This is a genomic window from bacterium, from assembly GCA_013360215.1.
GTDB lineage: Bacteria > CLD3 > CLD3 > SB21 > SB21 > JABWCP01.
Genome location: JABWCP010000018.1, coordinates 21,329 through 39,905 on the forward strand (window position 1 = coordinate 21,329; position 18,577 = coordinate 39,905).

Sequence of the window (18,577 nt, forward strand, 5' to 3'; positions counted from 1 at the left end):
TGTGCATTGACACATCACAATCATCAGAATTTGCTTTAAAACTTGAGGGTTATGCGCGAAACTCGTATCATCAGCACAAGTTTAATATCAGAAACTCAATATTATGGCTCAAAAAATTCTTATCGGCGTGGTTATGGGAAGTGATAGCGACTGGGAAGTGATGAAATATGCGGTAGAACAACTCAAGGCATTCAAAATCCCATATGAAGCGCGCGTGGTTTCAGCTCATCGTACACCGGAACTTCTCTTTTCTTATGCGACTTCCGCTCAAGAGCGTGGATTGCGTTGTATTATTGCCGGAGCCGGTGGAGCTGCCCATTTACCGGGCATGTTAGCTTCCAAAACTATTGTCCCGGTTTTAGGTGTGCCTGTACCTTCGCGATATTTAAAAGGCCTGGATTCGCTTCTTTCGATTGTACAGATGCCCAAAGGTATCCCCGTGGCTACGTTTGCGATCGGTGAATCCGGCGCCGCAAATGCGGCTTTACAGGCCATAGCCATCTTGGCAACGACGGACGACGCTTTAGCAAAAAAACTTTCTGCTTTTCGCGAATCCCAGACCCGAAAAGTTTTACAACTCAAGTTGCCAAAATAATTGTATAACACACATCCATTAAAAAAACTTCTCAAGATTCATAATACATGATTAAACCCGGCTCTACTCTTGGTATGCTCGGCGGCGGCCAGCTTGGACGCATGTTTACCATGGCCGCTCATGCGATGGGATATCGCGTCATCGTGCTTGACCCGGATCCGCAGAGTCCTGCGGGACATATCGCTGATCGCCATCTCACGGCCGATTATCACGAGGCTGAAGCCCTTCATATCTTACGTACGGAGTGCTCTGCCATTACTACGGAGTTTGAAAACGTACCGGCCGACACGCTTGAAATATTATCACATCATTGCTTTATCCGCCCATCCGCTAAAGCCGTTTCCGTTACACAAGACCGATTGCACGAGAAATCATTTTTACGTATTCATCAAATCCCGACGAACAAATTTGCTGCGATACGCACAGAGTCAGATATAGATGAAGCCGTACACTTTGTCGGTCTACCCGCAATTCTCAAACGTAATCGTTACGGTTATGACGGCAAAGGGCAATACCGTGTTCGTACGATCCAAGATGTCCGGGATGCTTTTCGTGCCATGCATGATGCACCGTGCATTCTTGAGGAAATGCTCAATTTTGAAAAAGAAGTATCCGTTGTACTTGCCCGCGCGGTAGATGGAAGCATCACAGAATATCCAACCGGCGAAAACATACACGAAAACGGGATATTAGATATGACGATCGTGCCGGCACGTATCACGGAGGCAACGGATACTCAGGCACGCACCATCGCGCGACAGGTCGCTGAAAAATTGGATTATCATGGCGTACTTGCCGTTGAAATGTTTGTCATGCCGGATGGACGCGTATTGGTCAACGAAATGGCACCCCGCCCTCATAATAGCGCGCACTATACGCTGGATGCATGCATTACGGATCAATTCGAACAGCAAGTACGCGTACTTTGCGGTTTACCGGCAGGTGATCCTACTTTATTAACTCCTGTTGTGATGGTGAACCTTCTCGGTGACCTTTGGGGAAGCCAACAACCGCACTGGGAAAAACTTTTTTCACATACACACGTAAAACTTCATTTGTACGGAAAATCCGAAGCCCGGCCAGGGCGAAAAATGGGGCACTTTAACATACTGGATCGCAACATCGAAAATGCCATCGCACTTGGACGCCAACTCAAAAAGGATATCGCTTATGAAACGAGGTAAGTTTTTTCTCTTTACCGGATTGTCCATACTGCTTCTCTTCATAAGCGCCTGTCAAAAAAAGAATGCACCGATCATAACCGATGCCGCTTACGTACAGGAGATCAACGCATGGCACGCGCTACGGGAAGCCAATCTGAAAAAAGAAAAAGGATGGCTCAATTTAGTCGGATTGCATTGGCTCAAAGAGGGCGATAACACGTTCGGAAGCGATTCCTCCAATCAGCTTATTTTTCCTCCGCAGGCACCTCCATTTGCCGGAATTTTTACTCTTCAAAAAGGAGTCATCACATTAACTGTAAAAAAAGATGTCATCATAACCGCTGACGGCAAAACAATTTCTTCTTCCGTTTTGAAAGATGACTCTGACTCACTAATGACGCGCCTGGCGATGGGTTCCTTTCGTTTTTATGTGATCAAACGAAACGGCGAATACGCCATTCGTCTCAAAGATTTAGAAAGCCCTTTGCTAAAATCGTTTCAAGGCATTGATCGTTACACCGTTGATAAGAACTGGCAAACGCATGCCACAATTAAAAAATACGATCCGATGAAAATAATCCTAATACCTACCATTTTGGGAACCGTGGATTCGATGAAATGCCCCGGGCTTTTGACGTTTACGATAGATGATCAAACCTATACACTCGAACCGGTATTGGAAGATGGTTCGGATGACTTATTCATTATTTTTGGTGACCGCACCAACGGATCGGAAACTTACGGCGGCGGTCGTTTTCTTTACTCCAAAATGCCGGCTCATGGCGATTCGGTCATCGTAGATTTTAATAAAGCCTATAACCCGCCCTGCGTATTTACGGATTATGCCACCTGCCCGTTGCCGCCTCTACAAAACAAACTGCCGATACCGATAAAAGCCGGCGAAAAAATGTGGGGCCATAAAAAACATTAAATATGCCACATACATTCGTTAAAGGTCAGGGTAGAGTTTGACCGAACATTCTGGGCAAATGCCGTGTGTAAATTGCGCACCCGAATGCCGCTCTACATATTCTTCGATCCTATTCCAGTAACCTTTATCATCGCGAATTTTTTTGCACGACGCACAAATCGGTAACATGCCTCGAAGAGTTTGAACAAGTTCGAGGCTTTCCTGCAATTCGTGAATCAATCGCTCTCTTTCACGTTTATCCTGTAAGCGTTCTAATTCGGCTTCGGCACGTGATGCAAAAATTTTCAAAATACTGGCTTTAATTTCCGCATCTAAAATAGGACGCGTATCCAAAAGCGCCAGATGGCCGACTATTTCTCCGTTTGATTTTTTCAAAGGAATGCCGATATAACTCGTCGCTCGTATTTCAGAAAGCTCTTTTTCGAGAGGAAATTGAGCCGGCAAATCCTCCGTATAACACTGCAATCCGCCATGAATGACCATCTGACAAGGTGTATGGGTAATATCATATTCGAAATTTTTTCCGTAATCCATCCCGATCCAATGTGCAATGGTACGCAGTCTGCTTTTTTCTGAGTTTGCGCATTCCGTAACCATCGCAAACTCCATTTGTAAAACGGAACTGAGGTTGCGAACCAACGATTTAAAAAAATCATCACCGATCTTTCCGTAAGTAGCTTCAGCGATGGCATGAAAATATTCCTGCAGCGATATAGACATGTTAAATTCCTATATTTGCTTGGTTGTTGATTGCTCTCTTCCAAAAATAACTTCCCATTGAGCAATTGGCAAGCAACTATATCGGTAGAATTAGATATAGGCCTTTGCTTGCTATTTTTGGGTCTATTGCTTATTTTTGCGCGCTAAAAAAATATCAATATTTGGATTAACAAAATGAAGCGCATAGCCGTAATTCCCGGAGATGGGATAGGAACTGATGTAATAAATGAAGCACTAAAAGTCATTGAAGCGGTCCAAACGCGTAAGCCGATGGATATCAAGTTGACCACGATGGATTATGGCGCCGAAAAGTATCTGAAAACCAAGGTAACGATGCCGGAAGAGCAATACGATGATTTCCGGAATAACTACCACGCCATTCTCATGGGCGCGTTCGGTGACCCGCGTGTTCCCGGTAACGAGCATGCAAAAGATATTCTTCTAGGTACGCGCTTTAAACTGGATCTCTATGTCAATTTCCGTCCTGTCAAATTGTTGGATGAGCGGTTTTGCCCTCTGAAAAATAAAACCGTTCACGATGTCAATTTTACGGTTTTCCGTGAGAATACGGAAGGTCTCTATGTCAGTGTTGGCGGTATTTTCAAGAAAAACACTCCCGATGAAATCGCCATTCAAGAGGAAGTCAATACACGCAAAGGCGTGGAGCGCATTATCCGTTATGCGTTTGAATTTGCCTCCAAAAACGGACATAAAAAAGTCGCCATGGCGGACAAAAGCAATGCGATGACATATGGTCATAACCTTTGGTATCGTTGCTTCTTTGAAGTGGCCAAAGAATATCCGCAAATCCAGGCCAAACATTTTTATATTGATGCCCTCGCCATGATGATGATCCGTGAACCGGAAATGTTTGAAGTCATTGTTACCAATAATTTATTTGGCGACATCATTACGGATATCGGAGCACAGCTTCAAGGCGGTATGGGCCTTGCAGCTTCAGGTAATATCAATCCGAATGGCGTTTCCATGTTCGAACCGGTACATGGTAGCGCACCGGACATTGCCGGTAAAGATATCGCCAACCCTGTGGCTTCTATTCTGACAGCCGAAATGATGCTTCGTCATCTCGGATTTACTACTCAGGCCGATATGATCGACCGCGCTGTACGCGTCGCCATACAAAAAAACAAGTTAACCAAAGAACTGGGCGGCACCGAAGGAACAAAAGCCTGCGGTAATTTTATTGCTGAAGTGATTCGCGCTGAAAATTAGAAGATTTACTTTCTCTTTCAATCGTGTATGTATCGTACACTTATGTAAAGTAATTAGGGGCAGTATGAAAAAGGAATTCAGGGAATTAATCCTGTGGTTACTCATCCTCGTGGTGGTAACCGGAGGATTTTACGCTTGCGGTTAACCCGCACTTACAAATTTTCATCAAAAAACAGGCTTCTCGTCCGGTAATAATCTGTTATAGTATTACCGTTGATAATGCATTGCTAATTTTAGATATTCCTCTGAAAATTTTCAGAGGAATTTTTTTATGATCCTTCTCACCGGCGGCGCGGGTTTTATCGGCAGCGCCATGTTACGTAAGCTCAACGATCTGGGACATGATAAAATCATCGTGGTGGATAATCTGGGAACCAGCGATAAATGGAAAAATCTTATCGGTAAACGCTTTACCGATTATCTTCACAAAGATGAATTCCTGCGATTGCTAGACAATAAAGCCTACTTTGATGATACGACAGCGGTTATCCATATGGGTGCCTGCTCGGCCACGACGGAACAAGATGCCGATTATCTTATGCGAAATAATTATCACTACTCCAAACGCGTAGCACGTTGGGCATTGGCACGCAACGTACGTTTTATTTATGCCAGCAGCGCGGCTACCTACGGCGGCGGCGAATTAGGCTTTACCGATAACGATGCGCAAATGCCCTCGCTCAAACCTCTGAATAAATATGGTTATTCCAAGCACATTTTTGATCTTTGGATTTTACAGGAGCGATTACAATCCCGGGTAGCCGGTTTAAAATTTTTTAACGTGTTCGGCCCAAACGAATATCACAAAGGCGATATGCGAAGCCTCGTAAACAAAGCCTTTTATCAAGTTTTAGAAAGCGAAAAAATTCGACTCTTTAAATCTCATCGACCGGATTACGCGGATGGCGCTCAAGTCCGCGATTTTGTATACATCAAAGACACGGTAGATATCATAGCTTGGCTCTTAGAATACCGCGATGTAGGTGGGATTTTTAATCTCGGGACAGGAAAGGCTCGTTCGTGGAATGATCTCGCAAAGGCTGTGTTTCATGCAATGAACAAACCCGTGTTAATCGAGTATTTTGATATGCCGGAGATGATTCGCAATGCATATCAATACCATACGGAAGCAACCATGAAAAAACTACAAGATGCCAGTTGTCCGATTCGATTTCGAACACTTGAGGAGTCGGTGAAAGACTACGTACAGAATTATCTTTCTAGCAATGCTTATTTATAGTATTTAATTTTATAGTATCCAATAAAATCATTACGATTTATCGGACAAGAGATCGTTGATTTTTTCGCGAAATTTCGACACCTCGATAGGTTTGCTGACGTAGCTGTCACACCCTGCTGCTAAAATTTTTTCCTCATCCCCTTTCATCGCGTGCGCCGTCAATGCAATAATGGGAATATGCTTCAACGCCGGATCCGCTTTGAGAGTTCGCGCGACCGCATAACCGTCCATTTTAGGAATTTGAATATCCAAAATAATCAAATCCGGTTTGTACTGTGCAGCGCGTTCCAAGGCTTCTTCACCGTTACCGGCGCTTACGATCGTATAAGCCGGATTTTTGATCGTACGTTCCACAAGCCGCATATTGACTTCATTGTCTTCCACCAGCAGTATTGTTTTTTGCTTTATCATGAATTACTCAGCGCTCCTGTTTTCGGGTGGATTCGTCGAATTTCTTCTATTAAATCTTCCGTTTTGTATGTTGCTTTTTGCATCAATGCACGTACATGCATACGCAGCCGTTCGCGTTCTTCGGCCGTCAGGTCTTTAGCCGTCAAAATAATGATGGGTATTTCACGCAGCGTTTCTTCATTACGCATAGCTTCTACTACTTCAAAACCGGACATTTCCGGCATCATCAGATCCAGCAGCACCAGATCAATCGCCGCGCCGTGCATCATAACAAGCGCCTCTCTGCCGCCATGCGCACGCAAAACACGGAACCCGTTTTTATACAAAAAACTTTCAAGTATGCTCAGCGCATTCGGATCGTCATCCACGATGAGTATCTGACGAATTTCGCCTGTGATACGGCGCATGCGCAACTGGCCTATACGATGGATCAAGCGCTCACGATCAATCGGCTTGGTAAAATAATCTTCCGCTTTAAGACTGTAGGCCAACTCTTTATTCTCTGCTACCGACACGATAAATACCGGAATATCCGACGTATCGGCATCATTTTTTAATTCCTGCAGTATCTGCCAGCCGTCTTTGCCGGGTAACATAATGTCCAGTGTAATGGCCATCGGCTTGAGTCGCCGCGCTTCTTCCAGAGCTTCTGAGCCGTTGCGCACATGCGCAACACGATAACCGGCTATTTCAAGATAGCGTCGGAGCAGGCTGGCCGACTGTGGATCATCTTCGATCATCAAAATCAATGATTGATGCGTAAGATCCACCGGCATTTCCGACATAACTTCTTGCGAGGATCCTGCAACGGCGCGCGGGATGGTAAAACGAAATGTGCTACCGTGATGGATTTCACTTTCGACGCTGATTTTGCCGCCATGCATTTCGATCAATCGCCGACACAACGCCAAACCAAGCCCCGTGCCCTGCTCCGCACGGGCATGGCTTCCATCAATCTGCCGAAACTCTTCAAAAATCAAATCCAGATTTTCCGGCGCAATTCCTTTTCCATGATCATGTACGGCGATCTCTACCATATCAATCTCATCGGTATTCAACGCTTTTGATGTGACGATGATCGCACTGTCGTGCGGAGAAAACTTGATCGCATTGGACAATAAATTAATCAGAACCTGTTTGATCTTGTTTTGATCGGCGTACACAGCCGGCGCATTGGTATCTAACTGCCATGACAGCGTTTGATTTTTTCTATTCAAAAGCGGAGCCATCGTATGGTGAACCGATTCCAACAACTCCTCCATAATAAACTGTTGTGGAAAAAGCTCCATTTTCCCGGCTTCGATTTTGGATAAATCAAGTATATCATTGATTAACATCAACAAGTGGCGACCGCTGTCATGAATGTCACTGAGATTTTGAAGTTGATCCGCATTTGCCGTATGCCGCATTTCGTCAATAAGCAATTCTGAAAATCCAATAATAGCATTCAACGGCGTTCGCAATTCATGACTCATATTGGCCAAAAATTCTGATTTCAGGCGATCGGTTTCCATGATTTTGGCATTCATCTCGCTGAGATCTTTTGTACGCTCGGCCACTTTTCTTTCGAGCAACTCTTTGATTCGATTTACGCGATTGAGGCGTGAACGGTAGAACGAATACGCCACAAGAACAATGACCAATGATGCAAGAATGCGAAACCATACCGTTTTATAAAAAACAGGAACCACCGTAACCTGCACGGCGATACCTTCATTGTTCCAAATCCCATCGTTATTGGACGCTTTGACCCGAAATGTGTATGTGCCACCATCCAAATTAGTATAACCCGCATACCGGCGCGTGCCGCAGTAAATCCAGTCTTCATCAAACCCTTCCATTTTGTACGCGTATTGATTTTTTGTAGGCGCCGTAAAATCCAAAGCGGCAAATTCGAACGAAAATGCATTTTCTTTTTGACCCAAGGTCACTTGATCCATCGCGGCTATCGCACCTTGAAGGCGAAGCGGTTTATCAAAAATTTTAAACGCCGTCAGTACGACCGACGGTACATGCGTATTATCTTTGATTTCTTCAGGAAAAAACGCATTGAATCCGTTGACACCACCAAAAAACAATTCGCCGCTTTTACTTTTATGAAACGAAGAACCGTTAAATTCGTCGGCCTGTAATCCGTCATTCGGGTTATAGTTTCTGAATTTTTGGCCGCGTGGGGCAAGCGGATCAAACCGTGCAAGTCCGCGATTCGTCGAAAGCCAAAGGAAGCCTTTATTATCTTCTAAAACTCCCAATATGACTTCGTTGGGTAAACCATCTTTAGGTGTGTATCTTTCAAAACTGTTTCTTTGATGGTTCAAACGGTTCAATCCTTCAGTTGTACCGATCCACAATGCGCCATTACGATCTAAACACAACGAAGAAATTTTATTGGAACTAATCGAAGACGGATTACGAGGATCGTGCGTATAACGCGTAAACGTCATCGTTCGCAGGTTAAGACTATTCAGTCCATTGTCAAACGTACCGATCCATAAAATACTATCCTGTACAAGCAGCGCATAGGTGTCATTGGAACTGATACTTTTTCCGTCCGGGCCATCGTATTGATATGACGTAAAAACATTTTTTTTACGATCAAATCGGTTGAGTCCACCACCGCGTGTAGCGACCCACAGAATGCCATCATGATCTTCCACGATACTACGCACACGATTGTTATTAATTGAAGTTGGGTTTTTTGGATCATGACGGAAGTGCGTAAAACGGTCCGTCGCGAAATCATAACGCGACAAACCGCCGCCGGACATACCAAGCCAAATTTCGCCGTCACGCGTTTCGTAAATTGTCCAAACGCGTTCAGCGCTTAATCCGGATGCATGTAATTTATTATAACGCCAGTTTTTCCAGTTACCGGTTTTTCTATCCAAACGATTGAGACCGTCATTAGTACCTACCCATAAATAACCCATTCGATCTTCCAAAATGTCCCAAACATGATTGTGGCTTAACGTATTTTGCGAAGTCAACGAGCGACGATACACGCGAAATTTATTCGCTCTGGCATTCCAAATACTTGTTCCGCCGCCCGTTCCTATCCAAACATTGCCCGCATCATCTTCAAGAACTGAATAAACTCGATTTTCGCTTAAACTGCGCGGATTGAGTTGATCGTTTACAAAACGAACAGCTTCCGATCGTGTCGTATCAAATATTCCGAAAAGGCCGAAGTTATCTGTGCCGATCCAAACGCGTCCGGCACGATCCGTGGATACTTGGTTTATCGGACCATCCGTCAGAACTTTATTATCCAACTTCGTTGAAGTGTATTTGGTCATTGTCCCGTTGTCCCAATTGAACAATCCTTTATCCGTACCGATCCAAACTTGACCAGTGATATCTTCGGTTAACGAGGTAACGACCACTTCATCACTTTGCGGACGACCGGCGATTTGCATCGAAATGCGAAACCACTGGCCTTGACGATCGCGTACAAATAAACCTCCCAGTTGTGTTCCTGCCCATACGGTGCCCGAGCGTTCTACACACAATGCCTTTATTTGCCCATACTTTAATTCCGGAACTTCAGAGGCAGGGCGAAAAGTTTCTTTTTCACGATCCATATACACGATGCCCCGGCCGGTAGCAATCATAAAATTGCCGATATGATCTTCTAGTATCGCATAAACGTCATTAGACGGCAACGAACCGGCCTGGCCGTCAGCGATAAAATTACGAAACTGTTCCGTGGTTTGGTTCATGCGTGATAGCCCGCCGCCTTGCGTACCGATCCATAACACATGATGTTTATCTTCGTAAATCGTATTGATCCAATTCATAGATATCGAACTACTATCATCCACATCATGTTTGAAAACACTAAACTGATAGCCGTCGTAACGGTTGAGACCATCCTGCGTCCCAAACCAAATAAATCCGCGATAGTCTTGTACAATGGCATACACATTACTTTGCGACAGGCCGTTTTCTACGGTTAGTCGTTTAAATTCAAATTCACGGGATTGTGAAAAAAGAAAGGTAGTTCCGATAAAAAACAACCAAGCGACCAAAATTCGTTTTTTGATCATAGTCATTACTTTCATATCCATCGGCATGGCATTGCCATGCACGAACCGTCGAGAACATTAAGAAGTGAGAACATCAGGCAAGCGTTTAAAACTTAACTAATCTCAAGAGCCTGTGCAAGAAAATTAAAAAACTGGTATTCCAAACCTTTCAAATCATAGTTGAGAATAAGTCTTTTTTTTAATACTAAATACCATTTGGCATGATGGATGTTTTTCGTTTTATACATCGGAAAACAACATTAGACAACCTATCTCCTTCGCAAAGGACATCTCTGTGATTCGACCCCGCAACGCCACACTGCGTAAACGAAAACAGCTTTTGGATAACCTTTATAACGCATTTGATGCGTCCTATATCGCCAGCGATCCGATCCAAATGGTTCACCGTTTTGAGCAACCGTGTGATCAGGAAATTACAGCCGTACTGGCATCCGCCATGGCGTTCGGTCAGGTAGCACAAATCAACAAGGCATTATCTTCTGTGCTAACACTTATGAATAATCAGCCGCATTATTACGTTACCCATTTTGATCCCGAGCGTGAATTACCACGCTGGCAAAAATGGTACTATCGCATGATCCGGCCGGAAGACGTTTTACGTGTCCTATACGCTTTGAAAATCATTTTACAAAAACATCAAACACTTGGAAAATGGATTGAGTCACACTATCGAAATGAAGATGTACATCTAGGTATCACATGGAGCCGATGTGTGGATGAATTGAAAGACACCGATAAAAAACATTGGCAATGGCGGCGTGCACTCGGCGTAGGATTTACTTTTCTTTTGGCTGATCCGTCCAAAAAAAGCGCCTGTAAACGTGCATTTTTGATGTTGCGATGGATGGTGCGCAAGGATAGTATTGATTTAGGATTATGGAATCTACCGACGTCGAAATTACTTATTCCCGTAGATACCCATATTCAGCGGATTGCACTTTATATCGGCTTAACCAAACGTACGGATACTTCCCAAAAAACGGCGATAGAGATTACCGACACGTTAAAAAAATTAGACGCGATAGATCCTGTAAAATACGACTTTGCGATTTGTCGTCTCGGCATTCTCAAAATGTGTCCGCGCAAACGACGGATCGTTCAATGCCATGCCTGTCCTATCTATGATATCTGTTTGCTGTGAGAAAAAATGAGGTATGAAACGTGCCGTGGAAGAGAATGAAACAATGCAGATTTTTGAGAATTTTTTTATTTATTCGACGGTTGTGCGGATTCGGTATCCGGTTCAAATTTTTCACATTGATCATCCAATGCCACCGTGGCGCGGGTCAACTGGCAAGCGTAGGTAAAATCCATTTCCGGGCGATCCAAACTGACATACGATAATCTGTATTTACACGCCAGACACGAAACGCCGTGCGAGGGGTTGGAGCGAATGGCTTTATTTCGCAACTGCCGCATCACATCCTGATTGTTCACCGCCAATGATGCGCTTTTGGAGTGCGTTTTGGAAATCTCTTTAAAAAACACATTCATGAGCTGAATGAATTGGCTCGCTTGTGTAAGCGAACGACGCACACGATACAGGATGTATGACTGAATGGCCAATACGATGATAAAAAGCAAAAAAAGAATATTGATAAGCAGTTCGGATTGCGAAAAATGCATAGAGTTTCCTTTCTTTGCTAAGATAATTCACGTGGCGCGTAAAAGCAATCCGGGTTTATTTTTTTACAACCGCCACACATGAGCGAAACTCTTCAGTCGTCATCGCTCGCCACGAACCGGGTTGTAATCCCTCCAATGACAAGCTCATGATGCCCACACGCAATAAACGAAGCGTCGGGAAACCAGCTGCCGCTGTCATCCGCCGCACTTGGCGGTTTCGACCTTCGGTGAGTACCAACTCAACCCACGTCGTCGGAATATTTTTTCTGTAGCGGATAGGCGGATTGCGAATCGGATGATCCGGTGGCGGTTCCAATACCGTCACCCGTGCCGGCAATGTGGGTTTACCGTCCAATAGAATTCCGTGCCGCATTTTATCCAACGCTCCGTCATTAGGAATTCCCTCCACCTGCGCATGATAGGTGCGCGCATGGCCGTAACGCGGTTCGATCAAGCGATGTTGAAAATCACCGTCATCGGTGAGGATCAACAGCCCCTCGCTGTCCGTGTCCAAACGACCGACCGGATATACGTTTTTTGGAAATTTGAACTCTGCTAAGGAAGGATGTTTTTCATGCGGTGAAAACTGGCAAATAACACCGTACGGTTTATAAAAAAGTATGTATTGAAACCGCGTCAAAGGTTATGCTAAAAGTCCAAGTTTTTTCATACGCATGACAAGTGTCGTGCGTTTCATACCGAGTAATTTAGACGCTTCGGCTTTATTTTCGCCCGTTTGATGCAGCACAAACCGTATATACTCCCGTTCCATATCTTCGATCGGAAGCAGCGCACTCACACCGAAAACCGTACCCCCTTCGGGCAAAACAGGCACCACCGCCGACCGCTTGACTTTGAGCAATTCGTCAGGAATGTCGCCCATCTCCAAATGGCTACCCTCCGCGAACACCATCATGCGATGAATGATGTTTTTTAATTCGCGGATATTGCCTTTCCATTCCAAAGACGACAAATGATCCATCGCCTCGCGGGAAATCGAAACAATGGATTTGGCCGATTTTTTATTGTACTCATTGATAAAATAATTGATTAATAACGGAATATCGTCGCGGCGATCACGTAAGGGCGGCAAAGCGATCGGAAGCACATTGAGACGGTAAAACAAATCGCTGCGAAAACGTTCTGTTTTGCATTCTTCGACGAGTTCCCGATTACTGGCGGCAATAACGCGCACATTGACCGGGCGTGATTTGGTATCGCCGATGCGCCGAATCTCACGCTCCTGCAAAACCCGCAACAGACGCGCCTGCAACGGCAAACTGGTGTTTGATATTTCATCCAAAAAAATCGTTCCGCCGTCGGCTTCTTCAAAAAGTCCTTTACGATCCGCTACGGCGCCCGTAAAAGCGCCTTTGACGTGACCGAACAGTTCACTCTCCAACAGCGATTCGGACAACGCACCGCAATCCACCGCTACCATCGGAAAATTCTGACGTTGACTGTTATGATGAATGGCCCGCGCAACAAGCTCTTTGCCCGTACCGCTTTCGCCGGTAATCAGCACGGTCTCATCGGCAAGTGATGCAGCCTTGATGATGCGCCGAATCTGATTCATACTCGGACTGACGCTGACGATATTGTCCAGAGCATATTCTTTTTCGATCTCGGACTTGAGAAGAATGATTTCTTTCTGAAGTTTTTCTTTTTCCAGCTGAAGCCGGGTGATGTCATCAATACGCTGCGCGTTGGCAAGATTTTCTTCGTATTTTTCGATCGCCGCATGCACATCCCACATGAGCGCTTCACTATCCCACGGCTTGGTGATGTAACGGAAAATTTCACCCTCATTGATCGAAGCGACCAAATCGGAAATGTCCGTGTACGCCGTAAGTACGATGCGCACAATGGTGGGGTATTGCTCCTTGATTCGTTTGAGCAACTCGACACCGGTGATTTTGGGCATTTTCTGATCAACGATAGCGACCGCCACGCTGTGTTGCTGCAGCAGCTCCAAAGCCTCCAGCGCACCTTTAGCGGTATACACCTGATACTTTTCTTCGAAAAGTTTCGACAGGATATTTAATATGACCGGTTCGTCATCAACGCAGAGGATACTGTGGCGTTTGGACGTCATACGTTTTTTCTCATTTGTACGATATTCTCTATATGGTATGTGTGCGGAAACATATCTACCGGTTGTACACGTTCGATGGTATAATGCGCTTGCATCAGAGCAAGGTCGCGCGCTTGCGTAGAAGGATTGCAACTAACGTACACTATTTTATCCGGCGCCAAACGCATCACACTTCGAATGACATCTTCGTGTAACCCGGAACGCGGCGGATCGAGTATCACCACATCCGCTTTGGTTTGCAACGTATCCAGTGTCGTACGCATATCACCGTTAATAAACCGGCAATTGTCGGCGCGGTTTCGTGTGGCGTTTTTTTCCGCATTGCGGGTTGCACTTTCGATTAACTCTATACCGATCACTTCACGCGCCCGGTCGGCAATATATATCGCGATACTGCCGGTACCGCAATACAAATCCAAAACTACTTCATGACCTTTCAGATCCGCCATTTCACGGATGGTGCGATATAGCACCTCTGCGCCCAATGTATTGGTCTGAAAGAACGAACTGGATGATATTTCAAATTCAAGACCGTCTAATTTTTCCGTGATCACGCTTTGTCCATGCAAAAGATTTTCGCGTTCGGCGAACGCTACTTGCGATTTACGGTCGGTGATCCCGTTGATCAGGCTGGTAATTTGCGGAAACTTATTTATGATCGCCTGTTTAAATTCCTTCATAATCTCCGGCTGATCCGAATACGTCATAACATTGACCATCAAATGGCCGGTATGTACGGTTTCGCGAATAATCAAGAAACGCCAGAAGCCTTCGTTGGTCTGCACGGAGTACGGCGGTAATCCGCTACGCTGTGCAAAATCGCGCACAAAGGCGAGAATATCGTTAGCCAAAGGCGATTGCAAATAGCACTGATCAATGTGAAGAATTTTATCGAACCGTTGAGGAACGTGCATACCGAGCATAAACGAACGCGGCGGCCCTTCCGATGTTTTATCTACAACCCACTCCGTATCGCCGAAAGTAAACTCCATTTTGTTACGGTAATGAAAAATGCGCGGCGATCCGAGCGGTGCGGGTATATCAAGTCCTTTAAAACCGCCGATGCGTTCAAAAACATCAATCACGTTACGGCGTTTAAATTCCAACTGTGCATCATAATCCACATCCTGCCATTTGCATCCGCCGCATATTCCGTAATGCGTGCAGGCGTGATCTACGCGAAAACGCGAAGGTTCGATAATTTGCAGCGATCGGGCTTCGGCAAAATTTTTCTTCTTTTTCATTACCCGGGCTTGTACGCGATCGCCGGTAATGGCACCCTCCACAAACACGACAAAATCATGATAACGCGCCACGCCTTGACCGCCAAACGTGACCGTTTCGATATCAAGCGTCACATCGTCGCCTTTGCGCAGGATCGGTATGTCCGTCGTTTCGATCATTTTTTCTTGGCCGGTTCCAGTTCGTATTGCAATGTATAATTTTGATCCGGTGTAAAGTTACGTTCAATGGCACTCGTCACATAACCTTCTTTTTGCAGGAATATTTTATGCAAACCCGTTTTTACTGAAGGAAAAATCAAACCCGTCGGAGATTTGCCGAGCGGTTTGGACTTGAGGTCATCCAAATGCACCGATACGCCGGCCGGTTCAGAAATAACGGCAAATCCGTAACGACGCGACTCCGGACGAACACCGTCCAACGAAGCTGCAATTTTGGTCAGATCCAAATTGAGAGCTTTGGATTCGTCCGCACCGTCGAGTGTAAAATTATATTCATAGGTGTGGTACAAAAGCGGAAAACGAATTTTAATCGCGTTGCGTCCGGGTTGTAAATTATCAATAATCAACGATCCGCCAAAATTATCATCCAATGGAAATTCCGAATCATTGACATAGACACGTGTATCTTTGATCGTCTGACGATCGGAGCGTACACTCAGCGCTAAACGGCCATACGGATCATAATTACCCAGCGGATGATCACTGGGCCAAAAAAGATATGCCAGAACACACAAGATAACCAGTGCGGCGCTGCCCAAGACGAGGTGACGCTTATTCAGAACAAAATTATTGTTTTTTTCCGTATCGACCGGGCGTGTTGAGGTTTCCGCTGTTTCCACAGACACCGGAGCCGGCAAAACAAATACATTCATGTCCACAATTTTATCTTTGGTGGTTGCCGCTTCGTAATAACGAACCAACCAATCACGAATTTCTATTTGCGACATGGATTGAAGATATTTGTTGAGATCTTTGATAATCTCACTCGTCGTCGCATATCGTTGTCGGAGACTTTTGACCATAGCCCGGTGCACAATATCGACCAATGCGGGCGGCAAGTGCGGATGTGTCTCGGATAGCGGCGTAAATTTCCCCTGCGCGATCAGCGAAATCAGAGTCATGTTGGTATCGGCCGTGTACGGCTTTTTACCGGTCAGCATTTCATACATCATAATACCGAGACTGTACACATCGCTTTGCGGTGTGAGCTGATCGCCCGAGGCCTGTTCCGGCGACATATATGACGGTGTGCCAACGATCACGCCGGTCGCGGTCAGGTGACTTTTTCCGGCATCTTCTTCATGTTTGGCGATACCAAAATCCATCAGTTTGACTTGCCCGTTTTTTCCGAGACGGACATTGCTGGGTTTGATATCGCGATGAATAATTCCGTTTTCGTGCATGTGTTCCAGGCCACGGCACACTTCGCGAGCGATCATGGCGACAATCATCGGAGGAATCGTCGTTTTGGATTTGATGATCGGGCTGATATCAACGCCGTCAACGTACTCCATCACCAGATAATGATTATTCTGATCATCGGTAAAATAATCAAAGATCGCCGGGAGGTTTTCTTGTTTGAGTGTCGCCGACAACCGGGCTTCGCGTTCAAAGCGGCGCACTTTATCTTTTTGTTCGCCCTTCACGACTTTGATAGCGACGAGACGTTCCAACGCAGGATGCCGTCCAAGAAAAACGGTCGCCATACCGCCAACGCCGATTTGTTTGATGAAGTCGTAACTTTGATTGAGATTTGCCATAGTACTCGTCTGCCGCACCGCCGGATGCGTTATGTTTGATAGATTACGTTATAAAAAAAGGGGCTGTTTTTGTGAACAGCCCCAATGTAATGGATTCTTAAGGGATTTCAAAATTATTCTTCGTCTTCATCGATGATCGGCATTTTTTTAACGGACTTCTTTTTCTTGTCTTTGATCTTATCATTAAACTTTTTGATCTGCGACTCGAGTTTGTCCATAGCCAAATCGGTAGCTTTGGTCACATCGGCATCTTTGGCTTTGACGTTGATCACTTTGCCGAAAACTTTCACGTTGACTTCGACGACCTCTTTGAGCTTTTCTTTGTCCACGATGACTTCGCAGTCAATGATATGATCATGATACCGATCCAGCTTCTCCAGTTTTTCTTCGATGTAGGCTTTCACTTTAGGGCTCATTTTCTGGTGCCGTGCCGTGATACGGATTTTCATAACAGACTCCTTCAAATTAGATAATTAACCGACGGGAAACAGAAGCCCGGGCACAATCGAAGATCATGCCCGTTATAACAAAACATTTTCATTTCATTTTGCGCGCGGATGTGCTTTTTCATAGACTTTTTTCAAACGATCAACCGTAACGTGCGTATATACCTGTGTGGTTGAGAGATTTTCGTGACCCAGCAAATCTTTCACGGCACGCAGATCCGCGCCATTGTCCAGTAAATGCGTAGCAAACGAATGCCGCAAAATATGCGGACTCAGTTTTTTGGCATCGGATACTTTTTCGAGTGCGCGCTTGACCAAACGCTGAACGGCAAGCGGGGTAATCCGTTTACCGTTTTTTCCGAGAAATACGGCGTTTTTATCGGCGGACGAAACGGACCGTCGGTAATCAATGTAACCTTGCAACGCCGCTCCGGCATGTTTTCCCATAGGAATAATTCGCTGTTTGGCGCCCTTACCGAAAACCGAAAGCGTACCACCGGTAAAATTGATATCGGAAAAATTGAGACCCGTCAATTCGCTAAGACGGATACCGCAGCCATAAAACAATTCGAGGATTGCGCGATCGCGTAAGCCTTCCGGGGTACCGGCATCGACATAATCAAATACATCACGCACCTGTTCCTGACCAAGGAATGCCGGCATTTTTCTTTCAAATTTGGGTGTAGCAATGAGTTTGGCCGGATTGGCCGTAATGATTTGCTGTTTGGTCAGATATTTAAAAAAGGATTTTACGGCGGATAATTTGCGTGCGATACTTTTTTTCTGCAACCGATCACGGCTGAGTTGACCAAGATAAGCACGAATTTCGTTTTTGGAAATATCGGATGCATCAAACGATGAACTGTCGAAACGCGTCTCGACAAACGAAATAAATGCTGCGACATCCGTATGGTATGCGCCCACCGTTTTATCGGAAAAATTACGTTCGGCGTCGAGATATTTGAGGAAATCGTGTAGGTGTTGTCTGATCATTAAAAATCAATCAATTCGATTGATCGGCCGGTATATTATGTGCACCGATAAAAGTTAAGCAACAAAACGAGAGC

General features: G+C 45.2%; 16 protein-coding genes. 6 read left to right on the top strand and 10 right to left on the bottom strand.

Annotated elements, in window-relative coordinates; genetic code table 11:
* Window positions 1-103 precede the first annotated feature (103 nt).
* From purE to HUU58_11230, 3 genes are read left to right on the top strand one after another with little or no spacing between them, the layout of a single operon-like run.
* Window positions 104-595 (top strand): 5-(carboxyamino)imidazole ribonucleotide mutase, encoded by a 492-nt coding sequence (gene purE, locus HUU58_11220; protein ID NUN46241.1) that lies wholly within the window; start codon window positions 104-106, stop codon window positions 593-595.
* A gap of 47 nt (window positions 596-642) precedes the next feature.
* Window positions 643-1,779, top strand: coding sequence for a 5-(carboxyamino)imidazole ribonucleotide synthase (locus tag HUU58_11225; GenBank protein NUN46242.1), 1,137 nt, complete (start codon window positions 643-645; stop codon window positions 1,777-1,779).
* Window positions 1,766-2,689, top strand: coding sequence for a DUF1684 domain-containing protein (locus tag HUU58_11230; protein NUN46243.1), 924 nt, complete (start codon window positions 1,766-1,768; stop codon window positions 2,687-2,689). Before HUU58_11225 ends, HUU58_11230 begins: the two co-directional genes overlap by 14 nt.
* Before the next feature lie 18 nt (window positions 2,690-2,707).
* On the opposite strand, the gene HUU58_11235 is transcribed toward HUU58_11230, so the two are convergent.
* The gene (locus HUU58_11235; GenBank protein ID NUN46244.1) at window positions 2,708-3,409 is read right to left on the bottom strand and encodes a GAF domain-containing protein; all 702 of its coding nucleotides are present in this window, start codon (window positions 3,407-3,409) and stop codon (window positions 2,708-2,710) included.
* A gap of 174 nt (window positions 3,410-3,583) precedes the next feature.
* On the opposite strand from HUU58_11235, the gene HUU58_11240 reads away from it, so the two are divergent.
* Both HUU58_11240 and rfaD read left to right on the top strand, forming a co-directional pair.
* Window positions 3,584-4,642 (top strand): 3-isopropylmalate dehydrogenase, encoded by a 1,059-nt coding sequence (locus tag HUU58_11240; protein NUN46245.1) that lies wholly within the window; start codon window positions 3,584-3,586, stop codon window positions 4,640-4,642.
* A 271-nt stretch (window positions 4,643-4,913) separates the two neighbouring features.
* Window positions 4,914-5,882, top strand: a complete 969-nt coding sequence (gene rfaD / locus HUU58_11245) for an ADP-glyceromanno-heptose 6-epimerase (protein ID NUN46246.1) — start codon at window positions 4,914-4,916, stop codon at window positions 5,880-5,882.
* 30 nt (window positions 5,883-5,912) lie between these two features.
* Here the strand turns inward: rfaD and HUU58_11250 are convergent, their stop codons facing one another.
* Both HUU58_11250 and HUU58_11255 read right to left on the bottom strand, forming a co-directional pair.
* Entirely contained in the window at window positions 5,913-6,293 is a 381-nt protein-coding gene (locus tag HUU58_11250; protein ID NUN46247.1) for a response regulator, read from the bottom strand.
* On the bottom strand, window positions 6,290-10,339 hold the full coding sequence (locus tag HUU58_11255; protein NUN46248.1) for a response regulator: 4,050 nt from the start codon (window positions 10,337-10,339) through the stop codon (window positions 6,290-6,292). The genes HUU58_11250 and HUU58_11255 overlap by 4 nt, the downstream gene beginning before the upstream one ends.
* A 274-nt stretch (window positions 10,340-10,613) precedes the next feature.
* Between HUU58_11255 and HUU58_11260 the strand changes: the two genes are divergently transcribed.
* Window positions 10,614-11,480 carry a TIGR02757 family protein gene (locus HUU58_11260; GenBank protein ID NUN46249.1) on the top strand — a complete coding sequence of 289 codons (867 nt, stop codon included), beginning with the start codon at window positions 10,614-10,616 and terminating at the stop codon, window positions 11,478-11,480.
* A gap of 65 nt (window positions 11,481-11,545) precedes the next feature.
* Here the strand turns inward: HUU58_11260 and HUU58_11265 are convergent, their stop codons facing one another.
* The 7 genes from HUU58_11265 to xerC form a co-directional block, all read right to left on the bottom strand.
* Window positions 11,546-11,965 (bottom strand): hypothetical protein, encoded by a 420-nt coding sequence (locus tag HUU58_11265; GenBank protein ID NUN46250.1) that lies wholly within the window; start codon window positions 11,963-11,965, stop codon window positions 11,546-11,548.
* 55 nt (window positions 11,966-12,020) lie between these two features.
* Window positions 12,021-12,605 carry a pseudouridine synthase gene (locus HUU58_11270; protein ID NUN46251.1) on the bottom strand — a complete coding sequence of 195 codons (585 nt, stop codon included), beginning with the start codon at window positions 12,603-12,605 and terminating at the stop codon, window positions 12,021-12,023.
* 3 nt (window positions 12,606-12,608) lie between these two features.
* A complete protein-coding gene (locus HUU58_11275; protein NUN46252.1) occupies window positions 12,609-14,060 on the bottom strand; it encodes a sigma-54-dependent Fis family transcriptional regulator in 1,452 nt (483 codons plus the stop codon).
* Window positions 14,057-15,463, bottom strand: coding sequence for a 23S rRNA (uracil(1939)-C(5))-methyltransferase RlmD (gene rlmD / locus HUU58_11280; protein ID NUN46253.1), 1,407 nt, complete (start codon window positions 15,461-15,463; stop codon window positions 14,057-14,059). The genes HUU58_11275 and rlmD overlap by 4 nt, the downstream gene beginning before the upstream one ends.
* Complete coding sequence (locus tag HUU58_11285) at window positions 15,460-17,064, bottom strand: serine/threonine protein kinase (protein NUN46254.1); 1,605 nt, start codon at window positions 17,062-17,064, stop codon at window positions 15,460-15,462. Before HUU58_11285 ends, rlmD begins: the two co-directional genes overlap by 4 nt.
* A gap of 113 nt (window positions 17,065-17,177) precedes the next feature.
* Window positions 17,178-17,513, bottom strand: a complete 336-nt coding sequence (gene raiA, locus HUU58_11290; protein NUN46255.1) for a ribosome-associated translation inhibitor RaiA — start codon at window positions 17,511-17,513, stop codon at window positions 17,178-17,180.
* Between the two features lie 93 nt (window positions 17,514-17,606).
* A complete protein-coding gene (xerC, locus tag HUU58_11295; GenBank protein ID NUN46256.1) occupies window positions 17,607-18,503 on the bottom strand; it encodes a tyrosine recombinase XerC in 897 nt (298 codons plus the stop codon).
* Window positions 18,504-18,577: the final 74 nt, after the last annotated feature.